Annotated in this window: 16 protein-coding genes; 8 read left to right on the top strand and 8 right to left on the bottom strand. The window is 63.7% G+C overall.

The genetic code is table 11. The annotated features are described in order from the left end of the window. The first annotated feature begins 6 nt into the window (after positions 1-6). Complete coding sequence (locus AC097A_RS08105) at positions 7-963, top strand: alpha-E domain-containing protein (protein ID WP_105263154.1); 957 nt, start codon at positions 7-9, stop codon at positions 961-963. 94 nt (positions 964-1,057) lie between these two features. Continuing rightward, the gene (locus AC097A_RS08110; RefSeq protein WP_479620447.1) at positions 1,058-1,927 is read left to right on the top strand and encodes an HDOD domain-containing protein; all 870 of its coding nucleotides are present in this window, start codon (positions 1,058-1,060) and stop codon (positions 1,925-1,927) included. 14 nt (positions 1,928-1,941) lie between these two features. On the opposite strand, the gene AC097A_RS08115 is transcribed toward AC097A_RS08110, so the two are convergent. The 5 genes from AC097A_RS08115 to AC097A_RS08135 all read right to left on the bottom strand — a co-directional run bounded on the left by AC097A_RS08115 (position 1,942) and on the right by AC097A_RS08135 (position 8,325). Next, complete coding sequence (locus AC097A_RS08115; RefSeq protein ID WP_479620448.1) at positions 1,942-3,204, bottom strand: SPOR domain-containing protein; 1,263 nt, start codon at positions 3,202-3,204, stop codon at positions 1,942-1,944. A 3-nt stretch (positions 3,205-3,207) separates the two neighbouring features. After that, the gene (gene mltB, locus AC097A_RS08120; RefSeq protein ID WP_479620449.1) at positions 3,208-4,197 is read right to left on the bottom strand and encodes a lytic murein transglycosylase B; all 990 of its coding nucleotides are present in this window, start codon (positions 4,195-4,197) and stop codon (positions 3,208-3,210) included. Between the two features lie 125 nt (positions 4,198-4,322). After that, positions 4,323-6,332 carry a transglutaminase TgpA family protein gene (locus tag AC097A_RS08125; RefSeq protein WP_479620450.1) on the bottom strand — a complete coding sequence of 670 codons (2,010 nt, stop codon included), beginning with the start codon at positions 6,330-6,332 and terminating at the stop codon, positions 4,323-4,325. 20 nt (positions 6,333-6,352) lie between these two features. Continuing rightward, the gene (locus AC097A_RS08130) at positions 6,353-7,405 is read right to left on the bottom strand and encodes a DUF58 domain-containing protein (protein WP_479620451.1); all 1,053 of its coding nucleotides are present in this window, start codon (positions 7,403-7,405) and stop codon (positions 6,353-6,355) included. Continuing rightward, complete coding sequence (locus AC097A_RS08135) at positions 7,405-8,325, bottom strand: AAA family ATPase (protein WP_479620452.1); 921 nt, start codon at positions 8,323-8,325, stop codon at positions 7,405-7,407. Before AC097A_RS08135 ends, AC097A_RS08130 begins: the two co-directional genes overlap by 1 nt. Positions 8,326-8,366: 41 nt before the next feature. Here AC097A_RS08135 and AC097A_RS08140 point away from each other — a divergent pair, with 41 nt between their 5' ends. From AC097A_RS08140 to AC097A_RS08165, 6 genes are all read left to right on the top strand, one after another. After that, entirely contained in the window at positions 8,367-9,320 is a 954-nt protein-coding gene (locus AC097A_RS08140; RefSeq protein ID WP_479620453.1) for a histone deacetylase family protein, read from the top strand. Further along, positions 9,320-10,600 (top strand): mechanosensitive ion channel family protein, encoded by a 1,281-nt coding sequence (locus tag AC097A_RS08145; RefSeq protein WP_479620454.1) that lies wholly within the window; start codon positions 9,320-9,322, stop codon positions 10,598-10,600. The genes AC097A_RS08140 and AC097A_RS08145 overlap by 1 nt, the downstream gene beginning before the upstream one ends. A 222-nt stretch (positions 10,601-10,822) precedes the next feature. Beyond that, on the top strand, positions 10,823-11,572 hold the full coding sequence (locus AC097A_RS08150) for an electron transfer flavoprotein subunit beta/FixA family protein (RefSeq protein ID WP_479620455.1): 750 nt from the start codon (positions 10,823-10,825) through the stop codon (positions 11,570-11,572). Positions 11,573-11,574: 2 nt separating this feature from the next. Beyond that, entirely contained in the window at positions 11,575-12,507 is a 933-nt protein-coding gene (locus AC097A_RS08155) for an electron transfer flavoprotein subunit alpha/FixB family protein (protein WP_479620456.1), read from the top strand. 93 nt (positions 12,508-12,600) lie between these two features. Further along, the gene (locus tag AC097A_RS08160; protein ID WP_479620457.1) at positions 12,601-14,391 is read left to right on the top strand and encodes an acyl-CoA dehydrogenase; all 1,791 of its coding nucleotides are present in this window, start codon (positions 12,601-12,603) and stop codon (positions 14,389-14,391) included. Positions 14,392-14,491: 100 nt separating this feature from the next. After that, positions 14,492-15,457: an NAD(P)H-dependent flavin oxidoreductase gene (locus AC097A_RS08165; RefSeq protein ID WP_479620458.1), complete on the top strand. Its 966-nt coding sequence runs from the start codon at positions 14,492-14,494 to the stop codon at positions 15,455-15,457. A gap of 90 nt (positions 15,458-15,547) precedes the next feature. Here AC097A_RS08165 and AC097A_RS08170 read toward each other — a convergent pair whose 3' ends face one another. From AC097A_RS08170 to trhO, 3 genes are all read right to left on the bottom strand, one after another. Further along, entirely contained in the window at positions 15,548-18,061 is a 2,514-nt protein-coding gene (locus AC097A_RS08170; RefSeq protein ID WP_479620459.1) for a DUF1631 family protein, read from the bottom strand. A 125-nt stretch (positions 18,062-18,186) separates the two neighbouring features. Next, a complete protein-coding gene (locus tag AC097A_RS08175) occupies positions 18,187-18,831 on the bottom strand; it encodes a glutathione S-transferase (protein ID WP_479620460.1) in 645 nt (214 codons plus the stop codon). A 9-nt stretch (positions 18,832-18,840) separates the two neighbouring features. Next, on the bottom strand, positions 18,841-19,791 hold the full coding sequence (gene trhO / locus AC097A_RS08180; protein WP_479620461.1) for an oxygen-dependent tRNA uridine(34) hydroxylase TrhO: 951 nt from the start codon (positions 19,789-19,791) through the stop codon (positions 18,841-18,843). Between the last annotated feature and the right edge of the window lie 13 nt (positions 19,792-19,804).

The raw sequence follows: 19,804 nt of genomic DNA on the forward strand, positions 1-19,804 counted from the left end.
TTTTTTATGCTGTCAAGAACCGCCGACCACCTGTTCTGGATGTCCCGTTACACCGAGCGGGCCGAGAACACCGCGCGCATGCTGGACGTGAACTACCAGACCTCGCTGCTGCCCCAATCCGAAGCCGTGGCCCAGCTCGGCTGGCAGGGTTTGTTGTCCATCAGCGAGCTGCTGTATTCGTACAAAGAGCGCCATGGCGAGATCCAGGCGCGCGAGGTGATGGACTTCATGGTCAAGGACGAGGACAACCCGTCTTCCATCATGTCCTGCCTGAGTGCGGCGCGTGAGAACGCCCGTGCGGTGCGTGGTGCACTCACCACCGAGGTGTGGGAAACCCAAAACACCACCTGGCTCGAAGTCAAACGCATGATCAAGACGGGCGAGTTTGAAAAAGACCCAGCCCAGTTTTTTGAGTGGGTGAAGTTCCGCTCCCACCTGTCACGCGGCGTGACCGTGGGCACCATGCTGATGGACGAGGCCCTGTTCTTTATGCGCATGGGCACCTTCCTGGAGCGGGCCGACAACACGGCGCGCCTGGTGGATGTGAAATTCCACGCGGTGCAGAGCGACTTTTTTGGCGCCGCCAGCGAGAAGGACCAAGAGTACGACTTCTACCACTGGAGTGCGATTCTGCGCAGCGTCTCGGGCTTCGAGGTGTACCGGAAGGTCTACCGCGACGTGATCAAACCCGAACGTGTGGCCGAGCTGCTGATCCTCAAGCCCGATATGCCGCGTTCGCTGCACGCCAGCCTCAACGAAGTGGTGAACAACCTGCGTCTGGTGGCCAGCGACCCCGGCAGCGAAACCCTGCGCCGCGCCGGGAAGCTGCGCGCCGAGCTGCAGTTTGGCCGCATCGACGAAATTTTGGCCACCGGCCTGCACGCCTACCTCACCCAGTTTTTGGACCGTGTGAACGACCTGGGCGCCCACATCAGCCGCGAGTATTTGGTGCCGGTGACCTGACGCGTTGCAGCAGGGTAAACGCGGCCCCCAATAGGCCTGGATTCCGCCTCGCAGGGGCTGGTTTTCAGCATAATGTCTTCAACGAGGAGACAGCATGCGCGTAGCTGACATCGACCGGGAAATTGAAACCGCCAAGGCGGCTGGCCCCCTGCGGGACATCGTGATCCAGCCCTGTCCGGCCTTGCTGACGGACTTGCGTGTCGAGTTCAACCGCGAAGACCCGGAGCCCGCCACCATTGCCAAAATCGCCTCGCGCGATGTGGCCATGGCCGCCGCGCTGATCCGGGTCGCCAACAGCCCCATCTATGCCCGCTCCCGCACCGCCTCCACGGTGGCCGAGGCGGTGGCGCTGCTGGGTATTGCGCAAACCGTCTCCATCCTCACCGGCTTTCTGCTGCGCGAGACCATCACGGTGCAGTCGCCCTTGCTGGAGCATTTTTGGGAAACCTCCACCCGCCGAGCCTACGCCATGGGTTACATCGCACGCCAGATGTACGGCATCAACGCTGACATTGCCCACACCTGTGGCCTGTTTTGCCATGTTGGCCTGCCCATCATGTTGCAGGGCTTGCCGGGCTATGAGGCCACGTTGGCCGATGCATTGCAGCCCAGCGGGCGCACCTTTACCGAGGTGGAAAACGACGCCCACCGTACCGACCATGCCGTGGTGGGTGCCATCGTGGCCAAAACTTGGCGCTTGCCCCCCATCGTGGCCATTGCGGTGCGCTTGCACCACGACTTCACCGTGCTGCGGGACGACAATATTCCGGCCGAGGTGCGCACGCTGGTCGCCATGTCGCTGTTGGCAGAACACCTGGTGGCCTTGCACGAAGGCCAAACCGAACATGTGGAGTGGGACCAGCATGGCGCGGCCTGTCTGGCCCACCTGCATGTGAGCGAAGCGGAAATTGAGCACTGGCTGGACGCGCTGCACGTCCAGTTCGAAGGGCCTGCAGGTTTCTAGGTCCGGGCCGTCCGCTACTGCGGCGCGAGCTGGGCGTCCAGCCCCATGGCACGTACCTTGTCGGCCACCCGTTCGGCCTCCGCCTCTGTCTCAAAAGGGCCTACCCGCACCCGGATGCGGGTGCCTTGGCTGGTCCTGACGGTTTGGGTGCTGGCGGGCAGATCGGCATCGGTGAGCTGGGTGAGGGCGTTGCGGGCGTTGTTCTCTTGGGCAAACAGGCCCACATTCACCACATAACGTTGCGCCGGGGCGGCTGACGCCTCGGGCGCGGCCGCGTTGCTTCCCCCGGCCGCTCTGGCCGCGGCGGATTCGGCAGCCACTGGTCTGGAAAGAATAATGATCTTGCCCGGAGCCGAGCTGCCGGTGCGGGGCGCTGCGACTGCTGGGGCAGGCGCAGCAGCTTTGGCTGCGGACGCCGGGAGCTCCAGGGCTCTTGCAACGGCGGACGCTGCGGCCATGGGCGCTGATGCGACGACTGTGCGTGCCATGGCGGGCGCGCTGGATGATGCCGCAGGTGCGGGTGCAGGTGTTGGTGTTTGTGCCGGGGCTGACGCGGCGCGCAGGGGTAGCATCGGTGCCGAAGCCGCTGCGGCGGGTGACGATGTTGCCGCAACTGGCCCTGAGGCCGCCAGCACCGGTGTGGGCGCAGGCGGAACGGACACATCAATCGTGCGGCCTACCGCCACATTGCGCGCGTCGGCTGGCGCTGCGGCCTGAACGGGAGCCGGTGTCCAGCCCTCAAATTGCAGCCAGGCGTAGGCCAGCAGTACCAGCACTAGCGCGTTGGCCACCATCTGGGCAATCAGGCTTTTGCGTGTGGGCGCTTTGCGGCCTAGCAGGGTGCAGGCTTCGGCCACGGTGTGGGTGGCTTTGAGCGCCGTTTCCATACGCTTGCGCGTGGCCGCGTGCAGCAGTGCATTGGCGCCCAGGCCGGGCAGTAACACCGACAGCAGCACCAAGCCGCCCACCAGGGCCCACTGGGTGGTGTCCGAAAACTGGAACACCAGGCGCCCAATGCCGAAAATGCCCAGCGCCAGCGCCACCCAAACCCCGGCATACACCAGCGCGGCGTGCCAGAGCTGGCGGAATGCCAGCCAGTTGAAGGTGTAGAGCGCGGCCGAGCCGTTCCAGCTCAGGCCGACACGGTCGGCGGCTTCAAAGCGCGCAAACAGTGGCAGGTAATACGCACTGTTGACCTCGCCCACTGCCGCACGGTACAGCGCGGTTGTCGAATGTTCGTCCGTGTTGTCCAGAGCAGTGTCGGCGGGTGTGGGCATGGTTTATTTTGGCATGCTGGGGATGGGGGGCAAAGCGGCTGCCACTTCCTGCCCCAGCTCGATTACCGCCAGCGCGTAGTAGCTGCTCCAGTTGTAGCGGGTGATGGCGTAAAAGTTGTCGGTGCCGGCGATGTAGAGCGGCGCATCGGCACCGTTCTGCAACTCCACCAGCGCCAGCTTGCCGGGGTGGGCAGCCGCAGCAGCCTCCAGCAGCACGCCCTTGTCCTGCATGGTTTGTGCGCTGAAGGTGGGCAGGATGTCGGGGGCCAGCAGGGTGGCGCGGTCCAGCCGTGCCAGGTCGAACTGCACCGGGTAGTGCGTGGGCTGGCCGGGTTGCCACTTGAAGGCAACAAAATAATTGGCCACCGAACCAATCACGTCCGCCGCGCTGTGGAACAGGTCCACCCGGCTGTCACCATCAAAGTCCACCGCGTATTTGGCCCAGCTCGATGGCATGAACTGGGGCAGGCCCATGGCACCGGCGTAGCTGCCTTTGAGGGCCAGCGGGTCGGTGCTAGTGCGGGCGGTGAGGCTTAAGTAGGCCTCCAGCTCGGAGAGGAAAAATTTGGCACGATCGGCCGCACGCGGGTGGGCGCTGGGAAAGTCAAAGGCCAGGGTGCTCAGGGCATCGATGACCCGGTAGCTGCCGGTCTGCTGCCCGTAGATGGTTTCCACCCCAATGATGCCCACAATGATTTGCGCGGGTACACCGGTTTCCCGTTCGGCACGGGCCAGGGTCTCGCGGTTGTTTTGCCAAAACTGCACACCGGCCTTGATTCGGATGGGGTCGATAAAACGGCTGCGGTACACCGCCCAGTTCTTGGGGGTGCCGACGGCGGGTGGGGTGCTGGCGCGCTGAATGGCGGGCACCAGCCGGGCCTGGCCGATGGCGCTGCGCACCCAGGCCGGGTCCAGGTTGCGGCGCTGGGCCAGGTCGTCGGCCAGTTGCATGACCTCGGGGCGGGTGCTGTAGAGCGGCCCCGGGGTGGGCACTGTCGTATGGGGGCGGGTTTTGGATTTAGAAGACTTTTGGGCTGCAAAGCCCGTGGATATTGCGCAAGCAGCTATCAAAAAGAGAGTGATGGTACGGAGTGATGAAGTCACAAAGGAGCAGGTGTTCACGGTAAGCGGAGGGGCCAGGGTAGTTGCCTGCATTCTCGCCGCAATGTGGCCAGCGTGGCCGGTGCCTGGGGGGCGTAGCGCCAGGCCTCCAGCCGCAGCAGCCAGGCGGCAAGGGCCGCAGTGTCGGTGCTGTGGGTCCCCAGGGCCTGCAGCCGCGTGGCCAGCTGGCGCGGTGTGTCTTGCGCGTCCACGGTCCAACCGGCCTTGCGCAGCCGGGCCTGCGCGCGGTGCAGCAGCCGCAGCCACGGATCTTGGTGGTATCGCTCCCACAGCGTCCACACCGCGCCGGCGCTACTTGCTAGCACGATCAAGGCGATCAACACGTAGCTCAGATCTTCCCAACTCGGCGCGTCGAAGCCGAGTTTGCGCAGCAGGTCCATTTGCCGGGACTGGCTGTAGTTCAGCACCCACTGGTTCCAGCGGTTGTTGGCCGCTTCCCACATCGCCCGCAGGTTGATGGCAAAGCCCGGGCTCACGGTGTTGAGGGCCTGGGTGAACACGTTTTGCGGGGGCTGCAGGCGGGTGAATGTACCGGTGCGCCCCGGTGCGACTGCAGAGGTCGGATCCACCCGCACCCAGCCTTGTCCCGCCACCCACACCTCGGCCCATGCATGGGCGTCACTTTGGCGCACGGTCCACAGCCCATCCACGTTGTTGACCTGCCCGCCCTGGTAACCGGTGACCACGCGTGCCGGCACATCCAGCGCGCGCATCAGCAGCACAAAGCTGGAGGCAATGTGTTCGCAGAAACCCAGCTTGCGATCAAACCAGAATTCGTCGGCCGTGTGGGTGCCATACACGCCGGGCTCCAGCGTGTACTGGTAGCCACCGGTGCGCAGACGTTGCAGCACGGCGTCCACCAGCTGCGGCGTGCCGGCGCGTGCCAATTCGGGGCTGCGGCGCATCTCGGCGGCCAGCTGCAGGGTGCGCGGGTTAAAGCCGCTGGGCAGGTCCACATAGTCTTGCAGCCCCATGGCCAGCCGTGTGGGCCCATGGCGGAACTGCGGGTAGCTGGTGGCGCGGTAACGCACCAGGTCGGCCATGGGTTGGTCGGTGAGCCACTGCAGGTCCGGCGCCATGCTGGGGGTGTAACCCACGATCTCGGGTTTGGTGGGCGTGGCGTCCAGCACGATCAGCCAGGGCCGGTTGTTGGCGGCCAGGGTGACCTGGTAATTGACCGGAGGGCCCTGCACCGTGACATCGGCCGCCAGTTGGTAACGCGCCGGAAAAGACGAGCGCAGGGCACGCCACTCGCGCCCATCAAAGCTGGACAACACAGGTCCGCGGAAATAGAGGTCACGCTGCGCTGGCGGCGGCCCGTCAAAACGGATACGCATGGCAATGCTGTCGTCCAGCGCCAGGCTGGCAATGCTGCCCACCTGCATCTGGCCCGAGAGCCCGCTGCGCCCGCTCATGGCGTCGCCCGGCAGGCCCCATAGCGGCGCTATGCGCGGGAACAACATGAACAGCACGGCCATGATGGGGGCGCCCAGCAGCGCCATCCAGCCCGCGGTTTTGGCGGCTTGCAGCAGCGGCGGGCGGCCCACCGGCATGTGGCTGTTGACCAGCGCGGTGAGCAGGCCCAGCAGCGCCACCAGCATGGCCGCCGCGGTGAGCAGGCTTTGCGAGAAGAAGAAGTTGCTGAGCATGGTGAAAAAGCCCAGGAAGAAGATCACAAAGGCGTCGCGCCGTGCGCGCATCTCCAGCGTCTTCAGGGTCAGCAGCACCACGATGAGCGTGACGCCGGCGTCACGGCCCAGCAGCGTGCGGTAGCTCCACCAGGTGGCGGCGCTGGCCAGCGCCAGCAGGCCCAGCAGCCACCAGCGCGAGGGCAGGGGTTGGCCCTGCACCGCCATCTGGCTGCGCCACAGCAGCACCACGGCCGCCATGGCACTGCACCACAGCGGCAGGCGCTCCACCTGCGGCAGGATCACCCAGGCAATCACGGCCAGCAGAAACAGGGTGTCGCGCGCTTCGCGCGGCAGGTGGGTCAGGCGTTGCAGCATGGGTTCACACGTTGTGCCACTCAGGCCAGGGCCAGCGCCTGCAGGCAGTTTTTCTGGTGGGCTGGGCCGCTGTCCGGCGCAAGCTCCTGGCTGCCCAGGCGCAGGCCGTAACGCATGCCTTGTTTTTCGGCCAGCAGCACCCAGGCGCACAGGCGCGAGAGCGCGTGCTCGCGCGAGGCACTGGCGCCATGGCCGGTATGGGCCAGGTCCAGCCAGAGCTCAAAACGCTGGGACTGCTGGGCGTCGCGGCTCACCAGTTCGTCGGCCTTGGCTACTTTTTTCCAGACCACCAGCTTGAGCGGGTCGCCACGGCGGTAGGCGCGCACGCCGTCGAATTCGCCGGTGTTTTGTTTGTGGCTGTTGGCCGCGCCGCCAGCCCGTGGTTCGCCAGGGGGCAGGGGCGGCGGGTGCGCCTCGGGTGCGGGGTAGACCAGCACCTGGGCGGCCGGGCGCCATACGGTCCATACCCGGAAGGTGCCCAATGGGAAGCGAGTCTCGGCTGTCAGTGCCGGGATGCGGTGCAGACCACGCTGCGTGGGCGTAAAGGCCACCTGTACCTTGGCACTACCCTGGGCGGGTACGTCGGTCCAGCTCCAGTGGTCGGTCCCCAGCACGGCCAGGCCAATGCCATACCGCACGCGCCGGCTGTCGCTTTGCAGTTGTATGCCAATCGGCACGCTAGCCCCCGAAAATTGTGCGTCAGGTGCTATCAAATGCATAGTGATTCCGCGCAGCGTGCTATGGCATACATGCATGCCAATGACGGCGCTACCGGTCAGCAAAAAGGTCAGCACATAACCCAGGTTGAGCTGGTAGTTGATGCTGGCTACCAGCAGCACCAAGAGCGTCAGGCCCAGCATCAGGCCGGGGCGTGTCGGCAGGATGTAGACATTGCGCTGGGTCAGCGTGGTGCTGTCTTTGAGCGGCAGGCGCGACTCGAACCAGGTGCGGAACCGACGTCGCAACACGGTGAGGGGGTTCCACACCAGGGCACCCGTGGAACCGGCTTCGCCGGGCCACTGAGTGCGCCCCCCTGGGGGGGAGGCGCCGGATGCGCTTCGGGGGGGCGTCATTACGGCAGCGGCACGGCTTGCAGCATGGCTTGAACTTGCTCCACCGCGCCACGGCCCGAGTCCCCCACGGGAATCAGCCGGTGGGCAATGGTTTGCGGCAGCACGGCTTGCACATCGTCGGGTGCCACATAGTCGCGTCCGCTGAGCAGCGCCTGGGCTTTGGCGGCGCGCACCACGGCAATGCCGGCGCGGGGTGACAAGCCTTGCAAAAACCACTGGCCCGAGCGCGTGGCAGCAATCAGGTCTTGCACATAGTCCAACAAGGGGCCTGCTGCATGCACGGCCAGCACGGTGACTTGCAACTGGGCCAGTTCGCCGTCGGCCAGCAAGCTGGGCAGTTCGTCCACCATTGCGCGCCGGTCGGCACCGGCCAGCAGCGCGCGTTCTGACGCCCGGTCTGGGTAGCCCAGCGAGATGCGCATGAGGAAACGGTCCAGCTGCGACTCGGGCAGCGCATACGTGCCGAGTTGGTCCAGCGGGTTCTGCGTGGCGATCACAAAGAAGGGCTGGGGCAGGGCGCGGGTTTCACCTTCCACAGTGACCTGCTTTTCCTCCATGGCTTCAAGCAGCGCACTTTGTGTTTTGGGGCTGGCGCGGTTGATTTCATCGGCCAGCAACACCTGCGCAAAAATGGGGCCGGGGTGGAACACAAAGGCCTCTTTGCCACGCTCGTAAATCGACACCCCCGACAGGTCGCTGGGCATCAGGTCCGAGGTGAACTGCACGCGTGAAAACTGCAGGCCAAAGCTGCGCGCCAGCGCATGGGCCAGGGTGGTTTTTCCCACGCCCGGCACGTCGTCAATCAGCAGGTGGCCACCGGCCAAAAGGCAGGCCACGCAGTCCTGGATTTGCGTGGGTTTGCCCACAATCACCGTGTTAAGCTGGGCGAGCAATGATTTAAGCTTGTGTTGTGCATCCATGGCACGACGTTACCCGAAAATCCTGAACAACGAGCGCACTGGTGAACAAGACCGGATACTTTTCGCACCGCGATTGCCGCAAGCATGAGATGGGCGAGGGCCACCCCGAATGCCCCCAAAGACTGGATGCCATTGACGACCGTTTGCTGCTTACCGGTGTGGCCGATGCACTGGACCAGCGCGAAGCACCCCAGGCCTCCATCACCGACCTTGAACTGGCCCATGGCCGCATGTATGTAGCCTCGCTGCGCGGCCTGACCGACAGCCTGCGCGAAGAGGTGGCCGCCGGTGGCCCCGCACATGCGCAGATTGACCCCGACACCAGCCTCAATGTGTACACCTGGGATGCCACCTTGCGCGCAGCCGGTGCTGCCGTGGCAGCCACCGATGCGGTGATGGCGGGTGAGCTGGCCAATGCATTTTGTGCCACGCGGCCACCGGGCCACCATGCCTGCAAAGACAAGGCCATGGGCTTTTGTTTTGTCAACAACGTGGTGGTGGCCGCACGCCATGCGCTGGAGCGCCATGGCCTCAAACGCGTGGCGATTGTGGACTTTGATGTGCACCACGGCAATGGCACCGAAAACATCGTGGCCGGTGACCAGCGCATCCTGATGGTGAGTTTTTTCCAACACCCGTTTTACCCGGAAGGTGGCTCGCGCTCCCACGCCAGCAACTTGGTCAACGTGCCGGTACCGGCCTATACCAAAGGGGCCGAAGTGCGGGAATTGATTGCCCGGCACTGGCTGCCGCGGCTGGAGGCGTACAAGCCCGAGATGGTGTTTATCAGCGCGGGTTTTGATGCCCACCGCGAAGACGACATGGCCCAGATGGGCCTGGTGGAAAGTGATTACGCGTGGATCACCGCGCAGATCAAGGCCGTGGCCGATCGCCATGCACAGGGACGTATCGTCTCCTGCCTGGAAGGCGGTTACCACCTGGATGCACTGGCCCGCAGCGTAGAAGCGCATGTGCGCGTATTGGCAGATTTGTGATGAATTCCCTGAAAAACCTCCCCGCTCCCAAACCCATCGACGACTTCGAGGCCTGGCTGGCCATGTTCACCCAACCCACCGTGCTGGTGGAGCTGTTGGTGTTGGCGCTCAGCGTGGCGCTGGCCTGGGGGCTGGTGGCGGCGCTGCGCCGTACCTTGGGCATGCACGAGGAGCGTTCGATCTGGTTTGGCAAACGGGTGATTGACGGCGTGTTGTTTCCGCTGGCGCTGTTGTGCCTGGGCTACCTGTCGCTAGAGCTGCTGAGCAACTTTGTGCCGGTGGCGGTGTTGCGCATCACCATTCCGGTGCTGATGTCGCTGGTGGTGATACGCGTCGGGGTCAAGGTGTTGCAGGCCACGTTTGCCGAGTCGCGCTGGGTCAAGCCGCTGGAGCAAACCATTTCCTGGGTGGCCTGGCTGGCCATGGTGTTGTGGGTGAGTGGTTTGTTGCCCGTCATTCTCAATGAGCTGGACCTGATCACCTGGAAGGTGGGGGGCACTACGCTGTCGGTGCGCAACATCATTGAAGGGTTGGTGACGGCGGGGGCGGTGCTGATCATCACGCTGTGGATTTCGGCGGGTATCGAATCGCGCCTGCTGCGGTCGGCCACGGGGGGGGAGCTGTCATTGCGCAAGGCCGTGAGCAATGCCACACGTGCCTTACTGATGTTTGTGGGCCTGATCCTGGCTTTGTCGGCGGTGGGCATTGACCTCACGGCGCTGTCGGTGTTGGGTGGGGCAGTCGGGGTGGGGATTGGCCTGGGCCTGCAAAAGCTGGCCGCCAACTACGTGAGCGGTTTTGTGATCCTGGCCGAACGTGCGATGCGGATTGGTGATGTGGTCAAGGTCGACAACTTCGAGGGCACCATCACCGAAATCAACGCGCGGTACACCGTGGTGCGTTCGCAGACCGGGCGTGAGTCCATCGTGCCCAACGAGATGTTGATCACCCAGCGGGTGGAAAACATGTCGCTCGCCGATAGCCGGGTCAACCAGAGCATCACTATTTCCGTGGGCTACGAAAGCGACGTGGAGCAGGTCATGGCCTTGCTGTTGGAGGCCACGCTGAGCCAGCCGCGTGTGCTGCGCGAGCCCGGGCCCGCGATCAGCCTGGCCAACTTTGGCGCCGACGGACTGGAGTTCACCGTGGGTTACTGGATCAATGACCTGGAGAACGGCCAGGGCAATTTGCGTTCTGAGATCAACCTCGCCATCCTGCGCGCCCTGCGCACCCACGGCATTGAGATTCCCTACCCGCAGCGCGTCATCCATACACGCTGACGGCCTCGCTTTTTGATGCGCTGCCTCTAAGTTAAGTCGCCCAAGTGCCAGAAGGTGGGCCGGGCGCCGCTATAATTAGAAAAAAGCACGATCGTTCTATTTTGTGTTTATGATGGCGGGCGCAGACGATAGTCGGGGCCACTAGGCCGTCCCGCATAGAATCGACTGATTGACGTGCACGTCAACTAAACAGACCCATTTTTAACCTCTGGAGTGGCAGCAATGAAAGTCCTGGTACCCGTCAAACGTGTGGTGGACTACAACGTAAAAGTTCGAGTGAAGTCGGACGGAACGGGTGTAGACATCGCCAACGTCAAGATGAGCATGAACCCCTTTGACGAAATTGCGGTGGAAGAAGCCGTGCGTTTGAGGGAAAAGGGCGTGGTCACCGAGGTGATCGCTGTCTCCTGCGGTGTGGCCCAGTGCCAGGAAACCCTGCGCACCGCCATGGCCATTGGCGCCGACCGCGGCATCCTGGTGGAAACCACGGAAGAGCTGCAGCCCCTGGCGGTGGCCAAGCTGCTCAAGGCCCTGATCGACAAAGAGCAACCCGGCCTGGTGATCCTGGGCAAGCAAGCCATTGACGACGATTGCAACCAGACCGGCCAGATGCTGGCAGCCCTGGCCGATTTGCCCCAAGCCACCTTTGCCTCCAAGGTGGAAGTGGCCGACGGCAAGGCCAACGTGACGCGTGAAGTGGACGGCGGCCTGGAAACCCTGGCCGTGACCCTGCCCGCCATCATCACCACTGACCTGCGCCTGAACGAGCCCCGCTACGTGACCTTGCCCAACATCATGAAGGCCAAGAAAAAGCAGCTCGACGTCTTCAAGCCTGAAGACCTGGGCGTGGACGTGACCCCCCGCATCAAGACCCTGTCGGTGGCCGAGCCGGCCAAGCGCAGCGCCGGTATCAAGGTGCCCGATGTCGCCACGCTGGTGGATAAACTGAAAAACGTTGCAAAGGTAATCTGACCATGACCGCACTCGTAATCGCTGAACACGACAACGCCTCCATCAAGGGCGCGACCCTGAACACCGTGACCGCCGCCGCCCAAGCCGGTGGTGATGTGCATGTGCTGGTGGCTGGCCACAATGCCGGTGCCGCCGCTGCGGCTGCCGCGCAAATCGCCGGTGTGTCCAAGGTTATCCATGCCGACAGCGCCGACCTGGCACACGGACTAGCCGAAAACGTGGCGGCCCAGGTGCTGGCCATCGCCTCCGCTTACAGCCACATCGTGTTTCCCGCCACCGCGTCGGGCAAAAACATCGCCCCCCGCGTGGCCGCCAAGCTGGACGTGGGCCAGGTGTCCGACATCACCAAGGTCATCAGCGCCGACACCTTCGAGCGCCCCATCTACGCCGGCAACGCCATCGCCACCGTGCAAGCGACCGACGCCGTGAAGGTGCTGACTGTGCGCACCACCGGTTTTGACCCTGCTGCTGCCACCGGTGGTTCCGCCGCGGTGGAAGCCGTGGCCGCTGCCGCTGCCAACGCAGGTGTGGCCTTTGTGGGCTCTGAAATCGCCAAGAACGACCGCCCTGAGCTGACCGCTGCCAAGATCATCGTGTCGGGTGGCCGCGCTTTAGGTTCCAGCGAAAAGTTCATGGAAGTCATGACGCCGCTGGCGGACAAGCTGGGTGCGGCACTGGGTGCCTCGCGCGCTGCGGTGGACGCTGGTTACGCGCCCAATGACTGGCAAGTGGGCCAGACCGGCAAGATCGTGGCGCCCCAGCTGTATGTGGCCTGCGGTATCAGCGGTGCCATCCAGCACTTGGCCGGCATGAAGGACTCCAAGGTCATCGTGGCGATCAACAAGGACCCCGAAGCACCGATCTTCAGCGTGGCCGACTTTGGTCTGGAAGCTGATCTGTTCGTGGCGGTGCCCGAACTGATTGCGGCGCTCTGATGTCCGTGTGAAAAAGGGCATCGCGTGCGGTGCCCTTTTTTTGGTCTGAAGGCCTGCGTAACCCGCTTGTAACTAGAATTTTTGGAGACTTCCATGAGCTACGTCGCCCCCGTCAAGGACATGCTGTTCAACATCGAACACCTGGCCAACATCGAACAGATTGCCCAACTCCCCGGTTTTGAAGACGCCGGTTTGGACACGGCCCAGGCGGTGTTGGAAGAGTCCGCCAAGTTCACCGAGGGCGTGTTGGCCCCGCTGAACTGGGAGGGCGACAAGAACCCGTCGAGCTGGAAAGACGGTGTGGTCACCGCCACCCCAGGTTTCAAGGAAGCCTTCAAGCAATTCACCGACGGCGGCTGGCAAGGCCTGCAGCACCCCACCGACTTCGGTGGCCAGGGCCTGCCCAAGACCATTGGCGCCGCGTGTGGTGAGATGGTCAACAGCGCCAACATGAGCTTTGCCCTGTGCCCGCTGCTGAGCGACGGCGCGATTGAAGCGCTGCTGACCGCCGGTTCTGACGAGCTGAAAGCCACGTACCTGGAAAACCTGGTCAGCGGCAAATGGACCGGCACCATGAACCTGACCGAGCCCCAGGCCGGCTCGGACCTGGCCATGGTGCGCAGCCGTGCCGAGCCGCAGGCCGATGGCAGCTACAAGGTGTTTGGCACCAAGATTTTCATCACCTGGGGTGAACACGACATGGCCGAGAACATCGTCCATCTGGTGCTGGCCCGCGTGACCGGCGCGCCAGAAGGTGTGAAGGGCATCAGCCTGTTTGTGGTGCCGAAGTTCATGGTCAACAAGGATGGCTCGCTGGGCGCGCGCAACGATGTGCACTGCGTCTCCATCGAACACAAGATGGGCATCAAGGCCAGCCCGACCGCAGTGTTGCAGTACGGCGATCACGGTGGCGCCATTGGTTACCTCGTGGGCCAGGAAAACCGTGGCCTCGAGTACATGTTCATCATGATGAACGCCGCGCGTTACGGCGTGGGTGTGCAGGGCATCGCGATTGCCGAGCGCGCTTACCAAAAGGCTGTGCAGTTCTCCAAAGACCGTGTGCAGAGCCGCCCCGTGGATGGCTCCATTGCCGCCAGCGCGCCCATCATCCACCACCCCGATGTGAAGCGCATGCTGATGACCATGCGCGCCTACACCGAAGGCTGCCGCGCCTTGGCCAGCGTGGGCGCCAGCGCCTACGACGCGGCCCACCACCACCCCGATGCGGACACGCGCAAGCAGAACCAAGCCTTCTATGAATATATGGTGCCGCTGATCAAGGGCTACAGCACCGAGATGAGTCTGGAAGTTACCAGCCTGGGCGTGCAGGTGCACGGTGGCATGGGCTTTATCGAAGAAACCGGTGCCGCCCAGTACTACCGCGACGCCAAAATTTTGACCATCTACGAAGGCACGACCGCCATCCAGGCCAACGACCTGGTGGGCCGCAAGACTTCGCGCGACGGTGGCCAGACCGCCAAGGGGATTGCCGCGCAGGTCGAAAAGACCGAAGCCGAACTAGCCGCCAGCGGCAGCGCCCACGCGCTGGCCGTGGCCAAGCGTTTGAAGGCCGCGCGCCTGGCCTTCATCGACGTGGTGGAGTTTGTGGCCGGCAACACCAAGGCCAGCCCGAATGCCGTGTTTGCGGGCAGCGTGCCCTATCTGATGTTGGCTGGCAACCTGATGGCGGGCTGGCAACTGGCGCGTGCCTTGCTGGTGGCCGAAAAGCAGATTGCCGCCGGTACCGATGTGCCCTTCATGCAAGCCAAGATCACCACCGCGCGTTTCTACGCCGACCACCTGCTGAGCAAGGCCGGTGGCCTGCGCGACAGCATTGTGGAAGGTGCTGACAGCGTGACGGCGTTGCCACTGGACGCGTTCTAAATCAGGCTGCTATTGCTATAAATTCGCTAGCTGCTTGCGCAATAGGCACGTGGGCTAGCGCCTTATTTCTCATAAAAACCGATTGACCCGAGGACTCCCCATGTCGAAGTTGCCTGCACCCCTGGACCGCCTGCCTTTCCCCGTGATCGGCTCGCCCCTGTTCATCATCAGCAACCCCAAGCTGGTGATCGCCCAGTGCATCGCCGGCGTGGTGGGCTCCATGCCCGCGCTCAATGCGCGGCCTGCCGAGCTGCTGGAAGAGTGGCTCAAGGAAATCACCGAAACCTTGGCGGCCTACAACGCAGCCCACCCCGACAAGCCGGCGGCGCCGTTCGCCGTCAACCAGATCGTGCACAAGAGCAATGACCGGCTGGAGCACGACATGGCCCTGTGTGTGAAGTACAAGGTGCCCATCATCATCACGTCCTTGGGCGCACGCGAAGAGATCAATGCTGCGGCCCACAGCTACGGCGGCGTGGTGCTGCACGACATCATCAACAACAAACACGCCCACAAGGCGATCGAGAAGGGCGCGGATGGCCTGATCGCCGTGGCTGCGGGTGCCGGTGGCCACGCGGGTGTGAAGAGCCCGTTTGCGTTGATCCAGGAAATTCGCCAGTGGTTTGACGGCCCCATTGCGCTGAGCGGCTCCATCTCCACCGGTGCCGCCGTGCTGTCGGCCCAGGCCATGGGTGCCGACTTTGCCTACATCGGCTCGGCCTTCATCGCCACCGAAGAGGCGCGCGCTGCGCAGGAGTACAAGGATGCCATCGTGGCCCACGACTCTGACGAGATCGTCTACAGCAACCTGTTCACGGGCGTGCACGGCAACTACCTGGCGCCCAGCATCCGTGCCGCAGGCCTGGACCCAGCCAACCTGCCCGAGAGCGACCCGAGCAAGATGAACTTTGGCGGTGCCTCCGCCAAGGCCTGGAAAGACATCTGGGGCTGCGGCCAGGGCATTGGTGCGGTGACCAAGGTGCAGCCTGCGGGTGAGTATGTGGCCCAGCTCAAGCGCGAGTACGCCGCGGCCAAGGCCCAGTTGCTAGCCCGCGAATACGCCTGATTTACAAGCCTTTCAGGCCTCTAGCGCCCGCGCAGTCTGCGCGATGCGCTATTTTTTTGAGAGCAGTCTTGCAGGCAAGACCGGCTGAGCTCAGGCCTGCAGGCGCAGTTCGGTCTCGTTGTCGGCCAGTAGGCGGTTGAGCGCACGCTCCACAATCGGCGCCTGCTCCAGCATGCGCAGCGCACCGTTGCGCAGCATGGCCGCCACTTCACGTTCATTGCGCACAAAGGCGTCAAAGCCTTCGCGGTTGGTGAACAAAAAACGCGTTCGCATGGGGCTGACCCAACTCAGACGGCAGCGGTGCGAGGGCAGGTCGGGCTCGGCCACTTCAAACCACACGCCACGCGTCAGCAACTGCGCGCTGCCGTCAAAATCATCCATGGCCGCCGGGTCGTGCACCGTGAGCTGCGTGGCACGCCGTTGGTCCAGCGCCTCCATTGCAGCGTCGCCCGCACTTTCTTCCAGCGCCGCGCTTTGCGTGTCGATGGGGGGCGGCGCCTTCATGCGGATGGCCAGCATGTGGGTGCCGATCAGGCGGCGCGTGAAGGTGGCGCGTGGGTCGCCGTACCACTCGATGGCATCCAGCTCCACGTTCAGGACGCGCACCAGATCGGGCAGCACACCGACCAGGGCCTTGCGCTCCTCTGAGGTGGTCTTGGGCTGGGTGCTCCAGATGAGCTGGTCCATGGTCTGCAGCGCCGCGTTCCAGCGGCCAGGCTCGCTGTCTTCCAGCATCCAGGCCGCGGCAATGACTTGGCGCCATTCGGTGGTGAGAAAAGGCTTGAGGAAGGGCACCAGCGGCAGGCTGTCGGGCAGGGCGCTGATGCGGGCATGCACGATTTCGTCGGCATGGGCCAGCGCGGCGTTCAGCGCTTCCTGGTCGCGTTCCTGGTTGGCAACCGGCTCGATTTGCTGCTGTGCCTGTTGTTCGCTCTCAAACAGGTACTCGGTGAACTCGGCCAGCAGCAGGCTGAACAGTGTCAGGTCGTCTTCAAACTCGTGCAGCACGCGTTGCACGGTGTGTTCGATGCGCTGGTACAGCGGATCTTCTTCGCCTTTTTCTGGGGTCCAGGCCACGGAGGACGAGGCCAGCGTGTCCACTAGCTTGCGCGCGGGGTGCTCGCTGCTCAAGAAAAAGTCACGGTCCATCATGGCCGCGCGCAGCACCGGAATCTGCAGGCGCCCGATCACCACCTTCATTTGCATGGGGATGGCCTGGTCGGCAAAGACGTAGTCAAACACCTCGGCCAGTGCATCCACCGTGCCGCGGTCCAGCTCGGGGGCCTGGCGAATCGCGTCCTGTTCGCGGATCTGGCGCAGCACATTGTGATGGCCGTGCGGACTGTCTTGCGGCTGCAAAAACTGGAAACGCGAGGCGTTAGGTCCGGCGTTCGCCTGCATCTGGCCCAGGTAATTGAGCAGCGCCGGATCGGCCGGCACCATGTTGCCCGCGGGTTGCAGGGTGTTGGCGTACCCGTGTTCAGTGCCGTTGGTGTCGCCGTCGTACAGGCGGGCTGCACCGCCGGCCGCTGTGGCGGCACCGGCATAGGCGTTGTCCGCGCCGCCATGGCCAGCAGAAGACCCTGTGGTGCCGACATTGCCGGGTGCGGCGCCCACACCCAGACGTTGCAAAAAGGCTTTGACCTGGGTGGCAATTTGTTGGCCTGCCGGGGCCAGCGCACTCCAGGCGCTGCGTGCAGGCTCGGCGCCTGCCGGGGCCAGGGCCGCGTGTTGCGTGAGCGGTGCGGGTGCCGACTGCAGCGGCACCTGGCTGCTCTGGCTCGCGTCTCCCAAGGGGGCCGAACCCGTCAGCGGGGCATAGGCCGAGGACACGGACTTGCGAATGCGGTGTACGGTTTGGGCCTGAATGCCCGCCTGGGTCAGTGTGGCGCCCAGGTCGGTGTAGAGCGGCGCCAGGTCCATGGTGTGGCCGGGCTCCAGTGCTTGCACCAGGTGTTCGGTGGCTTGGGGCTCAAACTCGCCTTTGTCCCAGGCGCGCATGAAGGCACCCAGCAGCACACCAGGGCGAAACGGGTTGGACGACAGGGTGGGCGATTCGTTGCCAAACAGCGCCCCCAGTTTTTGTGTGAGCGGGCTGAGGGTGCTTTCGTAGCGGGTGTTGAACTGCTGGGCCACCCGGTCCAGCAGCAGGATGCGGTGCACCTCATCCACATCAATCAAACTCAGCGTCATGCCGTCCAGCGCGTGGTCGCTGGCTGGGGCGGGTTTGGCCCCGAGTTTTTCCATCTCGGGCCAGACGGCCTGCACCTCTTCCTGCAGACACTGTTGCAGTGCTTCGCGGTAAAGACGCTTGAACGTGGTGGCCTGGCGGTCCAGCAACACGGCTGCTGTGCGCAGGTTTTGGGATTGCAACAGGGGCAGCTTGCTGTCGGCCAGGTCCAGCAAGTGGGTGCGGATTTGTTTGAGCTGGGCGTCTTCGCGGTCTTCAAAATAGCCCAGCGTTTTCCCCATCATGGCGCGCACCAGACGCAGCGCTTGCGCGCGCGACTCCGGGGTGCTGGTGCTGGCTGAAAAAGGCTGAAATGCGCTCATGTACCGCTGAATGGTGACGCAGCCCCCGGGGCTGGCGATCCGTTCGTCCATCGACTGTATTTCTGATGCGGAATGATCGCATGGACCATGCCCGCGCCCTAGGTCTTGGACCATCCAAAGCGGCAGATTTACAAAGTACGGCCTCGGTTTCTGGTAACGATTTGTAAATAGCCCGATCAGACTAGCGGAAAGTAGGTCGCTGCGTGGCCAGGTTGCCAGGCCGTGTACTTGTCCATGCAGCGCAGGTAAGTGTCCGATGTCTCAAAGTTGCCCAGCCAGGCCTGCAGTTTTGGCCAGGCTTGCGCAGCAAACCACGCAGGGTCGGTGTGGGCGAATTGGCGTATGAAAGGGGCGATGGCTGCATCCGCCAGGCCCCATTGGCCGCCGCCCAGATAGGCTTGGCGGGCGAGTGTGGTGTTCAGGGTTTGCAGCCAAGGCGCTGCTGCATCCCGTTCGGTTTGGCCGTTCTCTAGCCCGTGGCGTGCAGGGTATTTGTAGCGGTCCAACTGGCGTTTGAACGCTCCGTCGTTGTGGGCGATCAGCGCGTGGGTGCTGGCCCAAGCGTCTGTATCAGTGGGCAACCAGGCGTGGGGGTCATGGCGTTGCAGTGCCCACAACATGATCTCCAGGCTTTGCTCCAGCACCGTGCCATCGTCTTGCACCAGCACTGGCACGGTGCCTTTGGGAGAGGCCTGCAGCAGCGCCACTGGCTTCTGCGCCAGCACTACCTCACGCAGCTCACAGGTCTGCTGGCTGACCGCCAGGGCCATGCGGGCACGCATGGCGTACGGGCAGCGCCTGAACGAGTAGAGCACCGGCATGCCGTGTCCTTAGGGCTCGGACTTGTGGGGCAAGACGGCACCGATGTGCACCTGCTGGCGCGCCTTGGCCAGCTCCCACTGGCGCTGGCGTTCGCGGGCACTGGCTTTCTGGGTGTCGCTGGTGGCGGCATGGCAGCGCGGGCAGCTCACCCCCGCCTCATACAGGGGCGATGTGGTGGCGCCGTCTTCCAGCGGCTGGCGGCAGGCGCGGCACAGGCCATGGTGGCCGGGCACCAGGCCGTGGCCCACCGAGACGCGCTCGTCGAACACAAAACATTCACCTTGCCAGAGGCTTTGCGCGGGTGGAATGTTTTCGAGGTATTTGAGGATGCCGCCCTCCAGGTGGTAGACCTCGTCATAACCTTGTGCCCGCATGTAGGCGGTGGACTTTTCGCAGCGGATCCCTCCGGTGCAAAACATGGCGACCTTGGGTTTTTTACCGCTTGGGGGGTGCAGTCGCTCCGATTGCTGCACCCACTGGGGCAGCTCGGCAAAGGTCTTGATATGGGGGTTGATGGCGCTAGCAAAGCTGCCAATGTCCACTTCGTAGTCGTTGCGGGTGTCTACCACCACCACATCCGGATCGGAGATCAGCGCGTTCCAGTCTTCGGGTTTCACGTAGGTGCCGGCCATCTGGGTGGGGCTGATGCCGTCCACCTGCATGGTGACGATTTCCTTTTTCAGGCGCACCTTCATGCGGTAAAACGGTGCCTTGTCCGCAAACGATTCTTTGTGCTGCAGGTCGGCCAGCAGCGGGTCAGCACGCAGATAGGCCAAGACGGCATGTACATCGTCGGGCGCACCGGCAATGGTGCTGTTGATGCCTTCACGGGCCAGCAAAATCAGGCCTTTGACCTGGTGTGATTCACAAAAATCCAGCAGCGCAGGCTTGCGCTCGGCGTAGTCGGGCAGGTCCACAAACTTGTAAAAAGCGGCGGTCAGGTAACGGGGGGAGGGCATGGTGCAATTGTGC

The organism is Rhodoferax sp. XS2R6 (assembly GCF_056521365.1).

Bases quoted from the DNA above. Each gene is read 5' to 3' on its own strand.
- AC097A_RS08150 (WP_479620455.1), top strand. From the start codon at position 10,823: ATGAAAGTCCTGGTACCCGTCAAACGTGTGGTGGACTACAACGTAAAA.
- AC097A_RS08145 (WP_479620454.1), top strand. From the start codon at position 9,320: ATGAATTCCCTGAAAAACCTCCCCGCTCCCAAACCCATCGACGACTTC.
- AC097A_RS08135 (WP_479620452.1), bottom strand. From the start codon at position 8,325: ATGGATGCACAACACAAGCTTAAATCATTGCTCGCCCAGCTTAACACG.
- AC097A_RS08115 (WP_479620448.1), bottom strand. From the start codon at position 3,204: ATGCCCACACCCGCCGACACTGCTCTGGACAACACGGACGAACATTCG.
- AC097A_RS08155 (WP_479620456.1), top strand. From the start codon at position 11,575: ATGACCGCACTCGTAATCGCTGAACACGACAACGCCTCCATCAAGGGC.
- AC097A_RS08105 (WP_105263154.1), top strand. From the start codon at position 7: ATGCTGTCAAGAACCGCCGACCACCTGTTCTGGATGTCCCGTTACACC.
- AC097A_RS08110 (WP_479620447.1), top strand. From the start codon at position 1,058: ATGCGCGTAGCTGACATCGACCGGGAAATTGAAACCGCCAAGGCGGCT.
- AC097A_RS08160 (WP_479620457.1), top strand. From the start codon at position 12,601: ATGAGCTACGTCGCCCCCGTCAAGGACATGCTGTTCAACATCGAACAC.
- AC097A_RS08165 (WP_479620458.1), top strand. From the start codon at position 14,492: ATGTCGAAGTTGCCTGCACCCCTGGACCGCCTGCCTTTCCCCGTGATC.
- AC097A_RS08130 (WP_479620451.1), bottom strand. From the start codon at position 7,405: ATGACGCCCCCCCGAAGCGCATCCGGCGCCTCCCCCCCAGGGGGGCGC.
- AC097A_RS08175 (WP_479620460.1), bottom strand. From the start codon at position 18,831: ATGCCGGTGCTCTACTCGTTCAGGCGCTGCCCGTACGCCATGCGTGCC.
- AC097A_RS08170 (WP_479620459.1), bottom strand. From the start codon at position 18,061: ATGGACGAACGGATCGCCAGCCCCGGGGGCTGCGTCACCATTCAGCGG.
- AC097A_RS08125 (WP_479620450.1), bottom strand. From the start codon at position 6,332: ATGCTGCAACGCCTGACCCACCTGCCGCGCGAAGCGCGCGACACCCTG.
- trhO (WP_479620461.1), bottom strand. From the start codon at position 19,791: ATGCCCTCCCCCCGTTACCTGACCGCCGCTTTTTACAAGTTTGTGGAC.